The sequence below is a fragment of the Endozoicomonas sp. SCSIO W0465 genome (genome assembly GCF_023716865.1).
GTDB lineage: Bacteria > Pseudomonadota > Gammaproteobacteria > Pseudomonadales > Endozoicomonadaceae > Endozoicomonas.
This window is the reverse complement of record NZ_CP092417.1, coordinates 516,972-536,045: the sequence shown is the minus strand read 5'-3', so window position 1 is coordinate 536,045 and position 19,074 is coordinate 516,972. Positions and strand designations below refer to the sequence as shown.

Here is a 19,074-nt window from a genome sequence, read left to right as displayed (position 1 = left end):
TGACAATAAGTTCCTTAGCCAGTGGGTGATGCTGACGTTGGTGCTCCAGTGGTTTAATGCTGCTGAGTCAACCTTGCGGACCGGGTCACAATTTTTTTCAACTGTTTTTTAACAAACTTGCCTGAAACAGCAGTTATCAAGAACAGCAAAAATACAGTGCAGTGGCATTACTGGCTTGATATTCGCGAAGGTCTGGCCGATATTTTCCTGTGGAAATACCCGGGCCTTGAATTAAGTTAGGGTTGTCGCTCCGAACCTTACTGAAAATGACAACTGCAGAATTTGTAAACTACTTATTGGCTCAAGGGAATAGTCACTGTAGTCTGCGTCACTTTTTATCAATAATTAAGCTATTTACCATTAATTAAGCTTTTTACCATTAATTAAACAAGGCAGGACAATAAATTTGATTTCAACAGCCAACATCACCATGCAGTTCGGTGACAAGCCCCTTTTTGAGGACATTTCCGTCAAGTTTGGCGAAGGTAACCGTTACGGACTCATTGGTGCCAACGGTTGTGGTAAATCAACGTTCATGAAAATCCTGGGCGGAGAACTGGAGCCAACCTCCGGTACGGTCAGCAAAGACCCTCACGAACGTATGGCCAAGCTGAGTCAGGATCAGTTTGCCTATGAGAACTACACCGTGATCGATACGGTCATCATGGGACATGCCGAACTCTGGAAGGTAAAAGCCGAACGGGATGCTATTTATGCCAAAGCTGACATGACGGAAGAAGAAGGTATGCGTGTTGCCGACCTTGAAGTCCAGTTCGGCGAGATGGATGGTTACTCCGCTGAAGCCCGCGCGGGTGAATTGCTGCTGGGGCTGGATATCCCTATCGAGCAGCATTATGGGCTGATGAGTGCTGTGGCTCCGGGTTGGAAACTGCGCGTACTGCTGGCTCAGGTGCTATTTGCTGACCCGGAGATCATGCTGCTGGACGAACCGACCAACAACCTGGATATTAATGCAATTCGCTGGCTGGAAGGCGTATTGAAGCAGCGTGACTGCACCATGATCATCATCTCCCACGACCGTCACTTTCTGAACAGTGTCTGTACCCACATGGCAGACCTAGATTACGGCAAGCTGCAAGTGATGCCTGGTAATTACGATGAGTATATGACCGCTGCCACCGCGGCCCGGGAGCGTCTGCAGGCCGATAATGCCCGCAAGAAGGCCCAGATTGCCGAGTTGCAATCCTTTGTCAGCCGCTTCTCTGCCAACGCTTCAAAAGCACGACAGGCGACGTCCAGGGCCAAGCAGATCGATAAAATTCAGCTGGCCGAAATCAAACCATCCAGCCGCCAGAATCCGTTTATCCGCTTTGAGCAGGAAAAGAAACTGTTCCGTAATGCGCTGGTGGTGGAAAAGCTGAGCCAGGGTTACGAAGACGATCTGTTCAGCAAAGTTAACCTGATGGTGGAAGTGGGTGAGCGTATTGCCATTATTGGCCAGAACGGTATCGGTAAAACCACATTACTGCATACGCTGGCAGGCAAGATGAAACCGCGTACAGGTACTATCCAGTGGTCGGAAAATGCCAACATCGGTTACTACGCACAAAATCACAGTGCTGATTTTGATCTGGATATGAACCTGTTCGACTGGATGAGCCAGTGGATGAATGAAGGCGACGATGAGCAGGTGATTCGTGGCGTATTGGGCCGGATGTTGTTCTCCCAGGGCGACCTGAAGAAATCCGTACGGGTCATTTCCGGTGGCGAGCAGGGTCGTATGCTGTTTGGCAAGCTGATCCAGCAACGGCCTAATATTCTGTTGATGGATGAGCCAACCAACCATATGGATATGGAATCCATTGAGTCGCTGAACCTGGCGCTGGAAAATTATAAAGGCACCCTGATTTTTGTCTCCCATGACCGTCAGTTTGTCTCATCGCTGGCCACCCGGATCATCGAAATCAAGGATACCGGTATTGTGGATTTCCACGGTACTTATGATGATTACCTGCGCACTCAGGGTATTGAGTGAAAAGCCTGTTGATACCAACCGTTATGTATCAATTACAAACGCTATTCAGAAAGGCGCTTCAGACTCAAAAGCCATGGGCGCTCCGGTTATTGGATGGGCAAAGCCGAGATTTGTCGCATGCAAGTTCAGGCGTTGGCTGGCCTGTTGTGCAGCAAAGTGGGCATAAAACTCACAGCCCAGAATGGGGTGGCCAAGTTCAGCCAGATGTACGCGTAACTGATGAGAGCGACCGGTAACGGGTTCGAGCAGTACCCGATCAGATGTCGGCTTCTGATTGTCAATCACCTGAAAGAACGTCAGTGATGGTTTGCCAAGCTCATGGTCAACCATCTGCTTCGGGCGGTTCGGCCAATCACAGCGCAGAGGCAGTTCTACTTTTCCTTCCGCTTCTGCAAGTTTTCCCCACACGTCGGCAATATAGGCCTTGGTCACCGTACGGTTCTGAAACTGACGGCTTAATGCGCGATGACTGTCGGCATCCAGTGCAAAGACCATCAGGCCGGAAGTCGACATATCCAGCCGGTGAACAACCCGGGTTTCCGGGTTGATTTTCTGCAGCCGTGACAGTGCGCTGTCTTCATGATTGGGTGGTTTTCCGGGAACGCTGAGCAGGCCTGCCGGCTTATTCACAACGACAATGCACTCATCGCGGTAGAGTTCCGTCAATGGCTCGTTACAGAAGGGGACAATAAAAGTATCATTCATGCGCTGATTATCAGAATAAAGCCGGGGTAAGTCATCTGGGGATAATGCGGATGCCAATTTCAGCGCTGGCTAAAACGGCTCAAAAGATATTCACCGCTCTGGAAAAGAATAACCTGGTGCAGCCCTCGAAGGCTGTATCTTAAGGCCGTGAACGTCTATTCTAGCGCCCAATTTCATTGATATGTTGGATTAACTGGTTATGACCCTTTCTACCGAGGATATCTCCGGACTGAAAAAAAGCCTCTCCCGGGTTTCCAGTGAGTTGCCTCTTCCGGCCTTAAGAGAGGCCTCAGAGCATCAGGAAGCGATCACACCGATGCTCCTGCAGGCGCTGGAAGCGGTCAAAATACGTGATAAGCACAGCAGTTCATCGGCAAAAAGCCGTCTGGCTCTTCATGCGCTTTACCTGTTAACGCAATTTCGTGAACCGGCAGCCTGGCCCATTGTTATCGACCTGTTCAGCGCCATGAGCTCTGCAGACAACATTGCCATTGGTGATGATTTTGATGAGGTGGTCTGTGACCGGTTAAGCCAGATTTTTGCCACGCTCTGCCCGGGCGATATTCGCCCGCTCCAGTCCATCGTTGAAAACACCAGTATTGATGAATACGTCCGAGATGCCGCACTGGGCGCACTGGTTGTCCGTTATCAACAGGGAGACCTTGAGCTTCAGGCGTTGATTGCCTATCTGCATCAGCTCTATGAGTATGGTCTTGAGCAGGAAAAGAATCAGGTATGGAATGCCTGGGTTCAGGCTTGTTATAACACTCAGCCTGAGCCTTTTATGGTGGCACTGAAAGACCTCTATGAAAAAGAGTGGGCTGATAGCTATTACATTACCTTGGATGAACTTAAATTACGCTGTGGTGTGGCTCCGGACGCGGTTAAGAAGTCGGTTATGAAGCAGGAAGGTGAGTTTTATTGCTACCTGGATGATGCTGTAGCCGCATTAAGGCAGTTGAGCTGTTATTCCTCACAGAGCAACGAGCTGTTAACCAACCTGGAGAATATGGTGATCAATCAGACGACTGCAAAGCAGGCTGAGCATGCTCGGCCAACCGCTCCGTTTACGTCATTACCGGCCGGTGTGGGCAGAAATGACCCTTGTCCTTGTGGCAGCGGTAAGAAATTCAAGAAGTGTTGTCTGCACTGATTACCAAGTGGTATCTCTACAGCTATTAACTGCACAGCTGAAAATCATCTGCACACTTGGCTGGAGCTATGGGAGAGTGATGATCCGACCTTACCGGCCTTGATCACCAATACATTGGCTTGGGCACCGGAGACCACGTTCTATTACTGTGTCGATAATTAAAGCTCGTGGTTGCACATGTTGCACATGTTGCACATTAAGGTTGCACATTAATGTGCAGGTTATCAATGGAGCAGGCCAAACAGAGTGTTGCCCATCTCGTCCTTACCCGTTGCGGTCTTATAGCCGGGTACATTGATATTCTGCATCTGTACCTCCAGGTTACCTGCCCCCATGGCAAAGGTCTGCACCGCTTCCCTGTGGTCTCTGGTCAGTGCGGCATTGTAAGCAGGCACATAACCCAGCCGATCCACTTCCGATGCCAATTGGCGAGTGCGGGCGTCTGCTTCCCCAGTACGATCCTTGCCGCTCTTGCAATTCATATGGGGCACTGCACCAATCATAAACGCCAGTAACTGCACGCGCTCGGCCAGTTTGTAGGCATCCATGCCCTCGGAATGGTGTTCGTTCCGGGCATACATGGTACGAATTTGCTGTACCAACCCGATAACCTTGTCACGATCGGCAGAATCAGCACCGGGGCCGGTGAGCCACTCACCGACCATACCACCCATTGCTGCGTCCGGGTGGATATTGCCGAACAGCGCTTGAAAACCTTTGTTGTTTTCACTGTCAGATGTTTGCCAGATGCGGCCACCCGTTGCTAACAGCGGATCAAAACCAAGCTTATTGACCGGAACATTCACCGTGGTCAGGCGAATATTAGCGGTAACATTGTGGGGCTGGCCCGTACTATCCATAAGAGAGAGCGGCAGTGGCTCGCTACATAGACGAGCCAGGGTCTGGACCTGGAGCGCCTGCATGTTGTACTCATCATCATGAAAACCGGTGATGTGGCGCACCCTATCGGGGGAGAGCATGGAGCAACTCACCATATCGAAGGTGATCGTTTCTGCTCCAGAGAGAATGCGCTGCTGCTGATCGGCTGGCAGTTGCTTCAGTTTTTTGACGACAGCAGCCTGCAACAGCTCTTTGGCACGGGTCTCAGTAATATTGTCAATGTTGGGCGTACCAGTGGGCGGAGTCAATGTACCACTGCGTAAGCCGTCGTATAAAACACGACCATCGTCTGTGGTCAGACGGGTCTCGGCGAGGTTAACAGCATGCTTTGCCTCTGTGCGCGTGGCCGAGCTGCACCCGGTACCGTGGTAACTGACCGCAAAAGGATCGCGCTCTCCCTCCGGCTGCCCCGGCACATTGAGCCGCATCTGTGCCGCTGGGGTAATCTTGCCCTGGTAGAGCAGGACGCCGTTATCAGTACGTACTGGCAAGGTCTTCTCTATCGTGCGCCACTCTTTGGTGTTGCTAATATTTAACGACACTGTCTGCCAACGCTGGTCCATGCGTCTGGAAGAGAGGCCAGCCTGAACCAAACGGTCTCGCAGTTCATTAGCGTGAGCACGTATTGCCTGCTGCATAAACACGATCTGCTCTTTGGGATCGTTCTGGAGGTCATGGATCTCCTGCACAAGCTGAGCACGCAGTACCGCCATCTCCGTGCGTTTTTTCTCAGGAAAATCCTTATCCGCAAGCGCCGCTTCGGCTACCTGAAGAGCAGTAGTCAAATTGTGCCTACGGGCACTAAACATATTATCTGGTGAACGGAAGTCACAGGCCTGCAAAGTCTGTAAATACTGCACATGACTTTTCGCCTTAACGACTTGTCCATGGAGATCCTGCACCAGTGCCTGCTGGAGCAGCTCGGGAATCTCCTGATTTTGCAACAGATGTCGTGCTGTCGCCTGTAACTTGTCGATATGGCTTTCCGTAGCCGCAATCTGCTCGGCCCAGCCCTGCTTGTCGAGCGCATCAAAAGGTGACTGCCACTGTAACCGGGCACTTTGCGAGCTATAGACCCGAAAATTGTGGAACTGATTGCGGGTCATGACACTGAATGGCTGTTGATCCTGCCATTGGCTAAAGCTATCGGGATAGAGCTGGGTATTACCTGATACCTGCTGCAACTCTTGCTGCAACACTCGGCCGGTCTCAGGTGTCATCTCGGCAAAACCGGGGGTGTGGTTACGAAACACATCGAGGATCAGCGCCTGTGCTTCTTCCCTGGATAGTTTGTGGTCGCCATGATGATAGAAACTCTGTTCGATGTGCTGACTGAGACGGTTTTTTTCATAATCCGGCAACATAGTACTGGAACAAGCGTAGGCACAGGTAAACAGTTTGGCCGCCATAGATTCCGGGTTCGCCATATTGCCCCACTCTTTACTATTGAGTCGGTTCCTGGCTTCAATTTTACCCAATTGGCGGATCGCTTTGCCGTGCAGTTTGACAATCTTGCGGACCGTCAACGGACGCTGGTCACCCTGCACCATCACCTGATTACCAACCGGCTCACCGTAGTTCTGAATAAGATTTTTCCTGACCGAACGAACAGAATAGATCGCTTCCTGTTGCTGCTCTTTACCCCGCAGACGCAACAGCCAACGCTTGAACGGATTACCACTGACCGATTTTGAGGGAATGCTCCCCACTTGTTCGTAACTGCTGGCTGTTCCCGTTTGGAGGGCGTGTCCCAAAGCTTTCATCAAGTTCATGGCATCGTCTAAAAATAGTGATTCTGCTAAAGCCAATATCGGCAACGTCACAAATTTAAGCAGTTACCCAGCTCAACAGTACAATCGTTCAACATCTGTCGTACTTTGATTGAAACATGTATTGACTTTAGATCTGTCTAAACGTAAGTTTCAAACAACTGTTTGAAATCGTGCTATTCTTATCATCATCCATAAATAAAAGAAAATTGAGGATGCGTCATGCCAGAATACAAAGCTCCCCTGCGAGATATCCGCTTCGTCCGTAATGAAGTCTTGGGCTTCGAAGCACATTACGCGAACTTGCCTGAAGGCCAGGATGCCACTCCGGACATGGTGGATGCGATCCTGGAAGAAGGCGCCAAATTCTGTGAGCAGGTACTGTCACCGCTGAATCGTGTTGGTGATGAGGAAGGTTGTACCTGGACTGAAGATGGCGTTAAAACCCCAACCGGATTTAAAGAAGCCTATCAACAGTTCGTCGAAGGTGGCTGGCCATCACTGGCCAGTGATGCTGAGTATGGTGGTCAGGGGCTCCCGGCCTCACTGGGCCTGGTGCTCAGTGAAATGATGGGTGAAGCCAACTGGTCCTGGGGGATGTATCCCGGACTGAGCCATGGTGCAATGAATACTCTGGAAGCTCATGGTACCGATGAGCAGAAGGAAACGTACCTTACCCGCCTGATCTCGGGTGAGTGGACAGGCACGATGTGTCTGACCGAATCTCACTGCGGTACGGATCTGGGTATGCTGAAAACCAAAGCGATACCACAGGCAGATGGTACTTACCGTATTACAGGTACCAAAATTTTCATCTCTGCCGGGGAGCACGATATGGCAGAGAATATTGTTCACATCGTTCTTGCCCGTTTGCCAGATGCTCCCGGAGGCACCAAAGGTATCTCCCTGTTTATTGTTCCCCGTCATCGCCCGGATGCGCTTGAAGAGAGTAACGGTGTCAGCTGTGGTTCCATTGAGCACAAGATGGGTATTCATGGTAACGCCACCTGTGTGATGAACTTTGACGGTGCGACCGGCTATTTGATCGGTGAACCGAATAAAGGGTTGAACTGCATGTTCACCTTTATGAACTCTGCCCGCCTGGGCACGGGTATACAGGGGCTTGCCCATGCAGAAGTCGCTTATCAAGGTGCCGTTCGCTATGCCCGGGACCGCTTGCAGATGCGCTCACTGTCTGGTCCGAAGAACCCTGATGGTCCTGCCGACCCGATCATTGTTCACCCGGATGTGCGTCGCATGCTGTTGACCATCAAGGCACTGACGGAAGGTAACCGTGCACTGGTTTACTACACGGCACAAATTGCCGACTTAATGAACAGCCCTGATGAAGAAGTCAGGAAACAGGCAGATCTGGAACTGAGTTTCCTGACTCCTATTGTCAAGGCATTTATCACTGAGACAGGGTTTGAAGCAGCAAACCATGGCTTGCAATGTTATGGTGGCCACGGCTTTATCAGTGAGTGGGGTATGGAACAGAATGTTCGTGACTGCCGTATCTCTATGCTCTACGAGGGGACCACGGGTATTCAGGCGTTGGATCTGTTGGGTCGTAAAGTTCTGATGACTCAGGGTGCCACGATGAGGCCATTCACCAAGGTGGTTCATAAGTTCTGTCAGGCTCAGGCTGATAATGAAGCGCTCCGGGAGTTTATCAAGCCATTGACTGCCCTGAATAAGGAATGGGGTGATCTGACCACGCAGATTGGTATGAAGGCCATGCAGAACAAGGAAGAAGTGGGAGCTGCTGCAGTTGACTATCTGATGTACTCCGGTTATGCCTGCCTGGCTTACTTCTGGGCCCGGATGGCACTGACTGCAACAGAGGCTCTGGCAAATGGTACCACCGAGGAAGGATTCTACCAGGCCAAAATTCAGACTGCACAGTTCTATTTCCAGCGTCTGCTGCCAAGGGCTCAGATGCACAAAGCCTGCATTGAGTCGGGTGCTGACAATCTGCTGGCCATGAAAGAGCAGGATTTTGGTGACGTTTAATTAGTTCTCGTCCAAAAACACAACCAATTGAAAACTGTAGATTTTATCCTGAAAAATTAAGTGGAGCCCTACTGCTATCTGGCGACTAAACTTCCCAAGAGCAAGAAACATAAGGGATTGCCAAAAACAGAGGACTCCAAATGCGCAAAAAACGCAACCCGCAGTGTAGTATGGAACTCCATTACGTACCTCATGAAATCTGCTCCCAGCTTTCCGGTATCTCGCAATGGCTTGACGCCCATCCACAGTTCAATGACTGGATTTATGAGGACTTAAGTTCTGGTGATAAACAGAACACTGGGCGGAACGGACTATCAGCAGAATCCGTTCTTCGTGCGGCACTCCTGAAACAGTATTTGAATTGTGATTATGACTACTTGTCGTTTGTTTTGATGGACTCCATGCTCTTTCGAGACTTTTGTCGCCTCGAACCAAACCAGCGCCCCAGTCGCTCCAGTTTGCATGGGCTCATCAGCCTTCTTACTGCATCTACATGGGAACGGATTAATAACTGTCAGCTAATGACCGCTAAAGATCAGGGTATTGAAAAAGGGCGCACTGTGGCTATTGACAGCACAGTCACCGAATCGGATATCAAACCTCCTTGCGACAGTGATCTTTTAGCCAGTTCCGTTAAAGAAATTTGTCGGCTGCTGGAACGGGGACAAACACTGACAGCGACACCGCTTTATGAATATACCCATCACAACCGAGCCGTAAAAGATGCGGCCAGAAAATGCATCTACGCTGGCAAAGAAGAGCGGCATCAGCATTATAAAAAACTGCTGCAGTTGACCCGAAAATCCCGGAAGGTACTTATCGAAGCTACTGTCACGCTAGCAAACGCCCGTCAGCAGGAGCAGTGTCTCCTGGCTGATGATGCCGACAAGTGGCAGGCCGATGTGGATCACCTGTTACCCCTGGTGGATGCAATAGTCTCCCAGACAGAGCGCAGGGTCTTTAAGGGTGAAAAGGTGCCAGCCCAGGAAAAAGTGGTTAGCCTGTATGAACCCCATACGGATATCATCGTAAAAGACAGGCGGCAAGTACAGTATGGCCATAAACTGAACCTGGTTCAGGGAAAAAGTCGATTGATCCTGGACCTGGTTATTGAGGAAGGTAACCCAGCGGATTCGGACCAATTCATTCCGATGATGGAAAGACAAAAAGAAATTTATGGTCGTGTACCTCGCCAGACAAGCGGTGACGGCGGATACGCGTGTCGCGCTAATTTGGAAAAAGCCAAGGCCATGGGAATCAGCGATGTAGCTTTTAATAAGAAGCGCGGACTTGAAGTCGAAGAGATGACTAAAAGTCAGTATGTGTATAAAACGCTCTTTCGCTTCCGGGCAGGTATTGAAGCGGGAATTTCGTGGCTAAAGAGATGTTTTGGGCTATCACGTTGCCACTGCAAGGGTTCTGAGCGTTTTGATTCTCATTGCTGGTTATCGGTGGTCTGTTACAACCTGGTGATTCTGGCCAGACACCCGGCACCATCCTGATAGCCACCTCCACGCTACATGAAAGTACCTTTCCAGCATGGTGGGAGGATGTTTTCTGCCTGCTTTTCGCGTTTTTCTCCAATATCCGTCCCAGATTAGAGAAAAAAAGGGAAGAGTTTTTGCGGCTCTCTGGAATTTCAGGAAATATCAAAACGAACGTACAATCTAATTATGATTGCCTGATGCGTTTTTGGACGAGAACTAATTAGCTTGTCTGCAGAATGTAGCAATCAAACCAACGCTATTCGATCTGATTAACGATCAAGTAAAAAGCGGCTATTAAAACAAACCAGCTTACTTCATCGACAATAGGACTTACGCATTGATGACACCGATAAATTTTGGTAGGAGGTGATCCTTCCCCTTTGCAAAACTCTCAATGAAAGCGCCTATTGTCTCTTTAAACAGCCCCCGTTGGTGCTGATAAATATTCGTAAACTCCTGCTCTATCTGCATTTTCTGGAGATAAACAAAAGCTAAAATTGCAGCAAATATATGGTTTCTGACGGGTCGTTCGCTGCGAACCTGAAAGTGCTCAATATGGCAAACCTGCTTGATCGCCCTGTGAAACTGTTCGATCTGCCAGTGCTGGTCATGGATCTGCTTGAAGTCATTGCGTTCAAAAGGGACTTCCTCTGGCAAGTAAACCACGTAGTGGCGACGCTGGTCTTTTAGCATCGTCCTGAACAACCGGATCTTACCGAAGTCTTTGAGCCATACATCCAGACCATTGTCGGGGATGTCGAGGTGTTGAACCTGCTGCCATTTACCTTTTTCCAGTGATACTGTCCTGTTTTTCTCAACGGCAAACATAAACCCAGTCTGATGGTTTTTAATCGTCTTCAGGTTAGTCGTGCAGCTGTACCAGGAGTCACCGGTAACGAACGCTGGCTTCAGCCCCCATACCAGCACTTCAATCAACATTTCACGGAAGTAGTCGTTTTTTGTCTTGTCTTCCGATTTGTCGTATATCCTGTAATTCACCGGCATATGGCGCCCGGATACGTCGGTGTAATAAAGGGTGATGAGGTTAACTCCCTTAACCACTCGGTGATGTTTACCCGACCAAAAGTGGCCAACCAGTGCCACGGAGTAGCTATAAGGTTTGTCGAGCACGCTGTCATCAACGCTCAGGGTGCCGCCAATAGGGTTTAAACTTTTGACTGCTTCATCGTACATATCTTTGGGCTGATAGTTTTCACGCTTAAGAAAGCGGTTTGCGCTATCGTGAGAAAAGTCGGTAACCTCGGCCAGTCTTGTGCATGTTGATGATTTTGGCTCACTAATCAAAAAGCCAATGTATTTTGCAAGAGTGCATCGTGCAGTGGTCGGTCGAGTGGTAGTTCTCACTTTCATCCCTGAAGACATCTGTTTTTTGGCATTATCAAATTTTAGAGCCTGTTGTCAATGCGTAAGTCCTAGACAATTGGCATTTGTTTGTGATGGGTGTTGATGAAGATGACAGCAGGAAAGGATTTCTTCTCCCGCTTTGACGATTTTGGTGCCTTTGAATTCAGCGGCCGGGATCATTAAACGCTTTGCCAGCTATGAGAATATGGTCTATAAAAATTGGTTTATTTTCTTAGACCTTGTTTTCTTGGACCTTGGAGCTGAATTCAGCAAATAACGCTGTGCTGATGTCGCATCATCATGAAGAAGAATACTCAAACGATAAAAAGCCTGCTGATTCTTCTTGCCTTCTTTCTTTTGTCCCCGGGATTGCTGGAGCCAGTATTTTCTGATGACTGGCGCTGGTCTTTGGAGGATAAGGACAAAGGTTGGGATATCACTCTCTTTGACAAGTATCCGGAAGAGAATCAGGCCAAACTGTGGTACCAGACTAAAGTGACGTTTGGACTGGCATTGGGCGTTTTGAGTGTGATAGCGCTGCTGCCGGAAAGTGTTTCCAAATGGGATAAGTCAGACATCAGACCCATCAGTAAATGGTGGCACAATGTCAAGTCAGGGCCTGTATGGGATACCGATAAATGGTACATCAATTATATCGGACACCCTTATTTTGGTGGCGTGTACTATGTAATGGCTCGCTCATCGGGCTATAACCAGTGGAACTCCTTTGTTTATTCATTTTTGATGTCCACTTTCCTGTATGAATATGGCATTGAAGCGATGTGTGAGCCGCCCTCTATCCAAGACATTATGGTCACTCCTCTTGGAGGATGGCTGTATGGGGAATGGGCTTATCAGGAAAAACTGAAAATCCTGGACAATGGCAGTGAAGTAATGGGCTCTAAATCGTTGGGTTCTACTGCTCTGTTTCTGCTCGACCCGGTTGGTAAAATCAGTCAATGGATCGGTGGTGATAGTGACGATGGAACTGTACAAAACCTGTCGATCCGTTTGAGTGTTGTGCCGCCGGCTTCCAGCTTTTCATCTTACCGAAAAAAAACCTTCAACCTTGATGATCGTTACTTTGGCGTGGAGATTTTCTTTAACTTTTAAATACAGCAATTAAACACAAAGAAGCACAGGCTTTTGCTGAAAAACAGGTGTTTTTCGGGTAGGATGGCGTCACGGAACCGGCCATCCTGTGTGGTTAAAAGCTGTTCTGGTGCGGTTGTGATGGTTGTAATAAATGGACAAAAATTTCCTGCTTCTTCGTCAATTAGCCCACCATTCTCTTCTGAAGCTGACATTTTTAACGCCATTTCTCAACACCATCATCGGTGCTCAAATCGGACCGGTTTCCAGTAAAACAGCTATGAGCCACTTTGGGCCTTCCTGCGTAAAATTCAGGCAGACAATAGCTGTATTCCTATAGTAAGAAGGTAACTGTTCAGCACCCCCACATAAATCTGGAATTTTCTGATTTTTATACCATCCTCTTAAGCACCATTTTTCCACAATATTCGCCAGCATGATTCCAGAACTACCCGCAACTATGTCGGCTGAGATTCTCTTGAAAGAGAATGCAGAGCTGCGGATGAGAGTTGCCTGTCTGGAAGAGCGATGTCGAGAATTGGAAGAAAAGGTTGGCAAGAACAGTCAAAACAGCAGCAAGCCGCCATCGTCTGATGGTTATCAAAAACCTTGTAAAAACAGTAATTCTCCAGATCATTCTGACGACCTTTCCGCAGATAAAGGTACCGATCCATCGGATGAAAAACCCAATCCTAAAAGTCTGAGACAGTCTTCTGGTAATAAAGCCGGTGGAAAGAAAGGGCATCAGGGCACTTGTCTTAAACAGGTCGATATCCCTGACTATATTGAGTACCTTCCGGTTAAAGAATGCAATAAATGTCAGGCGTCTCTTCTTGATAGTGAGCCGGTCAAATATATTGAACGACAGGTGTTTGAACCAGGGAGACCGGGTGAATTTGAAGTAACGGCCCATAGAGCTGAAGTAAAAATCTGCACTTGTGGTTGTCGGAATCAGGCTGAATTCCCGGAAGGTGTTACCGCTGCCGCACAATATGGCTCAGCCACACAGGCTATGGCCGTCTATCTTAACCAATACCATTTCCTGCCTTTTAAGCGCGTGTCAGAGTATTTTAATACTCTCTATAAAATGAGTGTAAGTGCAGGCACTGTCGCCAATTTTGTGGCCAGAACCTATGAAAATCTGGCTTCTACTGAAGAGGTTATTCGTGACGCCTTGCGGGAATCGTCTGTTGCCGGAGCCGATGAAACGGGTATGCGGGCCGAGGGCTCTTTGCACTGGCTACACGTTATGCGGGATGAACAATGGACGCTCTACTACTTGTCTGAAAAGCGAGGTCGTGAGGCCATGGACACGATGGGCATACTGCTAACATTTGCAGGCGTTCTGGTTCATGATCATTGGAAATCCTATTTTGCATATGCGGCAACTCACGTACTTTGCAATGCCCATCACCTGAGGGAGCTTTTGGGTGTTGTTGATAGGGACAGCAATCAACTGGCGTTGCGATTGATGAAGCTACTGAGGCTTTCCTGGCATTACTGCAAGGGCTTTAAGACCATAGGTATGCTACAGATGCCAAGTGTTGTCTGTGAACGAATCGAGAAGATTTATGACCGGTTGCTTCAGCGGGCTCTAATGAAAGAAGTCGTCTATATGGAGAAGCAACGAGAGGAGCTTAAGCGCAAGAAAGTCAAGAATACTAAAGCTTACAATCTCTTCAAACGACTCACTGAGTTCAAGGCTGAGACACTGCGCTTCATGTCAGATTTTACCATTCCCTTCGATAACAATGGCAGTGAGCGGGATGTTCGAATGGCCAAGTTAAAGCAGAAAATCTCAGGCTGCTTCAGGAGTGCAGACGGTGGTTCTATGTTTGCACGGATTCGCAGCTATTTGTCGTCTGCCAGAAAACAGGGAATGGACATATATCAATCACTTCATAGAGCTGTTCGGAATTACTGTAATATGCCTTTGCTCAGTGCTGAATAGTTACGTAAGAAGAATAATTCCAGGAGTGGAGAGTAATGGCCGACTACAAAGCCCCCCTTCGCGATATGCGTTTCGTCATGTATGACGTGTTCAACGTGGCAGAACAGTGGTCTCAGTGGCCCGCTGTCAATGAAACGGTGGATCAGGAGACCGCCGATGCGATTCTGGAAGAAGCCGCCAAACTGGCTTCTCGTACCATTGCACCTTTGAACCGCTCGGGAGACGAAGCAGGGTGCAAATGGGACAGCGGTGAGGTGACCACTCCAGAAGGTTATAAAGAAGCCTATAAGCTGTTTGCTGAAGGGGGCTGGACCGGACTTGGTGGTAACCCGGTCTATGGCGGTATGGGGATGCCCAAGGTATTGGCAGCTCAGTTTGATGAAATGATTTGCAGTGCCAGCCTGGCATTCACTCTCTATCCCAGCCTGGGTGCCGGTGCCAGCCTGGCCATTGATGCCCACGCTTGTGATGCGTTAAAAGAAGTTTATCTGCCTCAAATGTATTCCGGCGAGTGGGCGGGTACCATGTGTCTGACCGAACCCCATGCTGGCAGTGACCTTGGCATTATTCGCACCAGGGCAGAAGATAATGGTGATGGCAGCCATGGGATCACCGGCACCAAAATTTTTATTACCGGCGGCGAGCACGACCTTACCGGGAATATCATCCACCTTGTGCTGGCCAAGCTCCCTGATGCACCTCCCGGACCCAAGGGTATCTCATTATTTCTGGTGCCCAAGTTCCTGGTCAATGAAGACGGATCATTGGGGGAGAGAAATAACCTTGCCTGCGGCTCGATTGAGCACAAGATGGGAATTAATGGTTCTGCAACCTGTGTGATGAACTTCGACGGCGCCAAGGGCTATCTGGTTGGAGAACTGAACAAAGGCCTGAATGCCATGTTTACCATGATGAACTATGAGCGCCTGTTTGTGGGAATTCAGGGGCTTGGCAGTAGTGAGATGTCATATCAGAATGCGCTGGAATATGCCCAGGATCGTATTCAGGGGCGTTCTGCCAGCGGCGCATGGCAAAAAGATAAGGCGGCTGACCCATTGATGGTCCACGGGGATATCCGACGAATGTTGCTGAATATGAAAGCCTTGAATGAAGGTGGCCGGGCTTTCTCCACCTATGTGGCCAGGCAACTGGATATTGCCAAGTTCAGTCAAGATGACCATGAAAAAGAGAAGGCTTCCACCCTCGCAGCGTTATTGACCCCTGTGGTTAAGGCCTTTTTGACCGATGTCGGCCTGGAAAGCTGTGTTGCAGGCCAGCAAGTATTGGGTGGCCATGGCTTTATTCGGGAGTGGGGTCAGGAACAACTGGTTAGAGATGTTCGTATTACCCAGATTTACGAAGGAACTAATGGTATCCAGGCACTGGATCTGCTCGGTCGTAAAATTGCCCTGAGTGGCGGCAGTTCACTGGAGACATTCCTTGCCGAGGTCCGCAGTTCAGTCAACCCTGATGATGAGTTTTCTGAAGAGCTGCTGTCTGCGGTTGATAAGCTTGAGGAGCTGACTCGCCAACTGCTGGCACAGTCTGAAAATGATCCGAATGTCATTAACTCTGCCTGCGTTGATTACCTGAATGCTTTTGCTTATGTTGCCTATGCCTGGATGTGGTCATTAATGTCCAAAACAGCAGCGAATAAGCTTGCGAAAGGTGGTGAAGATCAGTCCTGGCTGGAAGCCAAGCAGGTCACTGCACGCTATTATTTCAAGCGTCTACTGCCTCGTTTTGAAAGTTCAGCTGCAGCGGCTCTTTCGGGAACCGAGGAACTTTTTACCTTATCTGCTGACCAATTCTAACAGAACGCAATAATCGCCCCGGGAATCACGGACAAACCCCGCTTTGCGGGGTTTTCGGTTTTTTGGGTCTTAATTTTTCAGGATCACGGCCTGTAAAACAGAGAAATCCTGATTCTCCCCAGATGGGTTATAAGTAGCTAACCGTTTCACAGAATTTCTGTTGGAATATATATTGGAGGTCAACATGATTTTCAACTCAGTCCACAGGTCTTTGTACCCGGTATATTGCTATCTGTTATTCATGGTTTATGGAAACAGTTCCTATGGAGTTGATAATGTTAACCCTCAGATACATGCCAATAACTTTCTTCTCAAACAGAAAGATACAGGACTTTGTCTGGTAGTGATGGATGAGCTGGAAGGCTGTAGCACCGAAAAAAGCTGGCTGACGAATGGCTGTATTAATAGCAACAGGGTAACGTTCAGGGAGTGTAACGAAGAAAACCCTGAACACAGGTGGACATTTGACTTTCAAAATAAACGAATTCACTCACAGGCACGACGTGCTGATCTATGCCTGACCCGGCTGTCGGAAAATCTATCCATGGCTGCTTGCCAACCAGCAAATCTGCAACAGCTATGGTTTTTTAATCAACAGGATCATCTTTATAGCCGAGTGGATCTCCTTGACTCACTTGCTTTTGTGAAATTATTGCAAGGGAATACGAGTGCACCTTCACCGGTCACGTTTAGCTTTATTGAATCTGAAACGGGTGATGATCAATGCTATCTGAGCCCTTTTACCGGTAGGGTAGAGTGTCCGGGATTTGAAGTTGATGAAGAGTCACTGAAACAACAGGAAGTTAAACTCTGGCACTGGTCAGGTCATTGGCCATGGCAGCCAAAGCCGATGAAACTGACAGAAGACTTGAAGCTGGGTGACTTCAGGAACAATCATTGTCTTGCGGTAACTCATTGTCATATGGATAGCGTTGGACAGTCCGACTGTTTTGGTGGAGCAAAGATCAAGGTAAGTGCCTGTAAATCGGTCAGTCATCAGGTCTGGCGCTATGACCTTATCTCCAAAAGGCTGTTTAATAAACAAGCAGGGGAGCAGTTTTGCTTAAGCTGGCTATCGGGACATCTCACACTCGAACACTGTTTGGCCGGTAGTGCTGGTTCCCAGAGATGGTATTTTTCCCTGGGTAAAGGAAGTCAATATGGGGAGAGAGGCCAACTGCGCTGGTTTTCCAATTCATGGGAACATTATGACTATGTTAAAACCCTTGACTTTGATCCTGTCGTTAAAGTTGAAATCCTAAAGAAAGACAGTCAGGGAGAAGGCTGTGGCTATGATCCCATTGATGGCACCTGGAAAGGCCTATGTGCTAATCAGGCTATCTGATAAATGAAGTCATTTCTAATCATAATTTCTCCATTGGTTTATTTTGCTTTTATAGGCAAAAACCCCCACTCACTCATTAAAATAAAATATTTGCTTGTTGTATTTGGTGTCTCAAAAGAAGTTTACTGCTAACTTTGCATGCATCAGACGATTTATAGAAAGTCTTAGGATCATAACAGCTATACAATACTATTCCATTTTTTCATTAGATGCAGCGTTAGAAAAATTCACGACAATATTAATTTAAATTATGAGACTCCAGGATTATTTATGGCTCTTGTAGGATTTCAGACTGCTACTGGGTTGAACATTGCTGAAGCCCTTTATCTACAAAGGTTGTCAGCATATTGTCCGGTAATGTTGCCCAATCCTTGTTTTTCGTGACCTACAGTCAGTTTTCACTGTAGAGCAGTTCGTAATCAAAATAGAGCCTTATTTATTATTTGTTTTCAGCAATCTTTTTTACTCTGTTTTTAAGCTGTGAACCAAAATAAGGAAGGAGTTGTTTGTGACTGATTTACTCCAGTGGGGGTTGGATTATGTTGCCTGGATACAGCAATACCGAAATCCGATAGCCGATATATTCATGCAGCACACCACAGATCTGGGAGGTAAGCATTGTATTTATTTACTCCCATTTCTGCTCTGGTGTTTTAATTTCCATTTTATGGTTCGTGTTGGCAGCCTGTTTTTATTGTCTTTTTTCATCAATATCAGTTTCAAGGATTTATTGGCTTTACCAAGACCATTTGACGTTAATCCTGCTATTACACTTAATAGGGAATGGGGCTATGGGATGCCAAGTGGCCACTCTCAAAACTCAGCCATATTATGGATTATGTTGGCCATCCGCATAGCTAAACGATGGTTCTGGTTTATGGCTTTATCCATTATTTTTTTGATCGGGTTTTCAAGAGCCTACTTTGGTCTTCACTTTCCCGGAGATATTCTCGGAGGGTGGTTTTTGTCAGCGGCATTGCTATGGATAAATTATTTCTGGGGTAACCAAGTGATCCAATGGTTAAATAAGCAAGCTTTTCTGTTGTTGATTGGAAGTTTGTGGCTGCTATTAACGGGACTTTATCTTCTCTATTGGCTATTCAATATGCCAATCATGGCGGGACTTTTTGCCATCAGTCTTGGGTTTGCCATAGGGTATTTGATTACTTTCCGGTTCCTTGATTACAATGGCGCTGGAAATACCTGGCAGCGTTTATTGCGTAGTGCAGCTGGATTGACTGTTCTGATTTATTATCTGAAGGCTACAAGCAGCTTTTTTCCGGACGTTAAGAACGGAAAATATTATCTGATTCTGTTTGTAGTGAATACAATAGCAGGCTTATGGCTGACATTAGGGGCTCCAATGTTTTTTTCTCTTCTTTTTCTTGAAAGAAGGCAAAGCAAATCGGAAAGTTAATGCTAGCGACAGCTGAAGCAGCAGATACGGAGCTGTTAGCCTTTAAAAATCCTGCTGAGAAAAGTTT

General features: G+C 47.9%; 16 protein-coding genes. 11 read left to right on the top strand and 5 right to left on the bottom strand.

Annotated elements, in window-relative coordinates:
• The first annotated feature begins 117 nt into the window (after positions 1–117).
• A complete protein-coding gene (locus MJO57_RS32645) occupies positions 118–240 on the top strand; it encodes a hypothetical protein (RefSeq protein ID WP_256493225.1) in 123 nt (40 codons plus the stop codon).
• A gap of 166 nt (positions 241–406) precedes the next feature.
• A complete protein-coding gene (locus MJO57_RS02365; protein WP_252022636.1) occupies positions 407–1,996 on the top strand; it encodes an ABC-F family ATPase in 1,590 nt (529 codons plus the stop codon).
• 45 nt (positions 1,997–2,041) lie between these two features.
• Here MJO57_RS02365 and MJO57_RS02360 read toward each other — a convergent pair whose 3' ends face one another.
• A complete protein-coding gene (locus tag MJO57_RS02360; protein ID WP_252022633.1) occupies positions 2,042–2,701 on the bottom strand; it encodes a pseudouridine synthase in 660 nt (219 codons plus the stop codon).
• A gap of 199 nt (positions 2,702–2,900) precedes the next feature.
• Here MJO57_RS02360 and MJO57_RS02355 point away from each other — a divergent pair, with 199 nt between their 5' ends.
• Together MJO57_RS02355 and MJO57_RS33085 are read left to right on the top strand one after the other, a co-directional pair.
• A complete protein-coding gene (locus MJO57_RS02355; protein ID WP_252022630.1) occupies positions 2,901–3,854 on the top strand; it encodes a DUF1186 domain-containing protein in 954 nt (317 codons plus the stop codon).
• Positions 3,855–3,866: 12 nt separating this feature from the next.
• The gene (locus MJO57_RS33085) at positions 3,867–4,016 is read left to right on the top strand and encodes a DUF2947 family protein (protein ID WP_371924857.1); all 150 of its coding nucleotides are present in this window, start codon (positions 3,867–3,869) and stop codon (positions 4,014–4,016) included.
• Between the two features lie 62 nt (positions 4,017–4,078).
• Here MJO57_RS33085 and MJO57_RS02350 read toward each other — a convergent pair whose 3' ends face one another.
• A complete protein-coding gene (locus MJO57_RS02350) occupies positions 4,079–6,562 on the bottom strand; it encodes an inositol phosphate phosphatase SopB (RefSeq protein ID WP_252022628.1) in 2,484 nt (827 codons plus the stop codon).
• A 183-nt stretch (positions 6,563–6,745) separates the two neighbouring features.
• On the opposite strand from MJO57_RS02350, the gene MJO57_RS02345 reads away from it, so the two are divergent.
• The gene (locus tag MJO57_RS02345; protein ID WP_252022627.1) at positions 6,746–8,536 is read left to right on the top strand and encodes an acyl-CoA dehydrogenase C-terminal domain-containing protein; all 1,791 of its coding nucleotides are present in this window, start codon (positions 6,746–6,748) and stop codon (positions 8,534–8,536) included.
• A gap of 140 nt (positions 8,537–8,676) precedes the next feature.
• On the top strand, positions 8,677–10,038 hold the full coding sequence (locus tag MJO57_RS02340) for an ISNCY family transposase (RefSeq protein WP_252022626.1): 1,362 nt from the start codon (positions 8,677–8,679) through the stop codon (positions 10,036–10,038).
• Positions 10,039–10,353: 315 nt separating this feature from the next.
• Here MJO57_RS02340 and MJO57_RS02335 read toward each other — a convergent pair whose 3' ends face one another.
• Positions 10,354–11,388, bottom strand: a complete 1,035-nt coding sequence (locus MJO57_RS02335) for a transposase (RefSeq protein WP_252026884.1) — start codon at positions 11,386–11,388, stop codon at positions 10,354–10,356.
• A 300-nt stretch (positions 11,389–11,688) separates the two neighbouring features.
• On the opposite strand from MJO57_RS02335, the gene MJO57_RS02330 reads away from it, so the two are divergent.
• Entirely contained in the window at positions 11,689–12,501 is an 813-nt protein-coding gene (locus MJO57_RS02330; protein ID WP_252022625.1) for a DUF3943 domain-containing protein, read from the top strand.
• On the opposite strand, the gene MJO57_RS02325 is transcribed toward MJO57_RS02330, so the two are convergent.
• Together MJO57_RS02325 and MJO57_RS02320 are read right to left on the bottom strand one after the other, a co-directional pair.
• Entirely contained in the window at positions 12,498–12,707 is a 210-nt protein-coding gene (locus MJO57_RS02325) for a hypothetical protein (protein ID WP_252022624.1), read from the bottom strand. The two genes, MJO57_RS02330 and MJO57_RS02325, sit on opposite strands and share 4 nt — an antisense overlap.
• 22 nt (positions 12,708–12,729) lie before the next feature.
• The gene (locus MJO57_RS02320) at positions 12,730–12,918 is read right to left on the bottom strand and encodes a hypothetical protein (RefSeq protein WP_252022623.1); all 189 of its coding nucleotides are present in this window, start codon (positions 12,916–12,918) and stop codon (positions 12,730–12,732) included.
• Between MJO57_RS02320 and MJO57_RS02315 the strand changes: the two genes are divergently transcribed.
• The 4 genes from MJO57_RS02315 to MJO57_RS02300 all read left to right on the top strand — a co-directional run bounded on the left by MJO57_RS02315 (position 12,917) and on the right by MJO57_RS02300 (position 19,007).
• Positions 12,917–14,431, top strand: a complete 1,515-nt coding sequence (locus MJO57_RS02315) for an IS66 family transposase (protein ID WP_252017330.1) — start codon at positions 12,917–12,919, stop codon at positions 14,429–14,431. The two genes, MJO57_RS02320 and MJO57_RS02315, sit on opposite strands and share 2 nt — an antisense overlap.
• Before the next feature lie 35 nt (positions 14,432–14,466).
• Entirely contained in the window at positions 14,467–16,245 is a 1,779-nt protein-coding gene (locus MJO57_RS02310; protein ID WP_252022622.1) for an acyl-CoA dehydrogenase C-terminal domain-containing protein, read from the top strand.
• A 343-nt stretch (positions 16,246–16,588) separates the two neighbouring features.
• Positions 16,589–17,590 (top strand): hypothetical protein, encoded by a 1,002-nt coding sequence (locus MJO57_RS02305; protein WP_252022621.1) that lies wholly within the window; start codon positions 16,589–16,591, stop codon positions 17,588–17,590.
• Between the two features lie 508 nt (positions 17,591–18,098).
• Positions 18,099–19,007, top strand: a complete 909-nt coding sequence (locus MJO57_RS02300; RefSeq protein WP_252022620.1) for a phosphatase PAP2 family protein — start codon at positions 18,099–18,101, stop codon at positions 19,005–19,007.
• The last annotated feature ends 67 nt before the right edge of the window (positions 19,008–19,074 follow it).

Coding starts and splice junctions, on each gene's coding strand:
- MJO57_RS02310 (WP_252022622.1), top strand. CDS start 14,467: ATGGCCGACTACAAAGCCCCCCTTCGCGATATGCGTTTCGTCATGTAT.
- MJO57_RS02340 (WP_252022626.1), top strand. CDS start 8,677: ATGCGCAAAAAACGCAACCCGCAGTGTAGTATGGAACTCCATTACGTA.
- MJO57_RS02355 (WP_252022630.1), top strand. CDS start 2,901: ATGACCCTTTCTACCGAGGATATCTCCGGACTGAAAAAAAGCCTCTCC.
- MJO57_RS02330 (WP_252022625.1), top strand. CDS start 11,689: ATGAAGAAGAATACTCAAACGATAAAAAGCCTGCTGATTCTTCTTGCC.
- MJO57_RS02325 (WP_252022624.1), bottom strand. CDS start 12,707: ATGGCGTTAAAAATGTCAGCTTCAGAAGAGAATGGTGGGCTAATTGAC.
- MJO57_RS02315 (WP_252017330.1), top strand. CDS start 12,917: ATGATTCCAGAACTACCCGCAACTATGTCGGCTGAGATTCTCTTGAAA.
- MJO57_RS02360 (WP_252022633.1), bottom strand. CDS start 2,701: ATGAATGATACTTTTATTGTCCCCTTCTGTAACGAGCCATTGACGGAA.
- MJO57_RS02320 (WP_252022623.1), bottom strand. CDS start 12,918: ATGCTGGCGAATATTGTGGAAAAATGGTGCTTAAGAGGATGGTATAAA.
- MJO57_RS02345 (WP_252022627.1), top strand. CDS start 6,746: ATGCCAGAATACAAAGCTCCCCTGCGAGATATCCGCTTCGTCCGTAAT.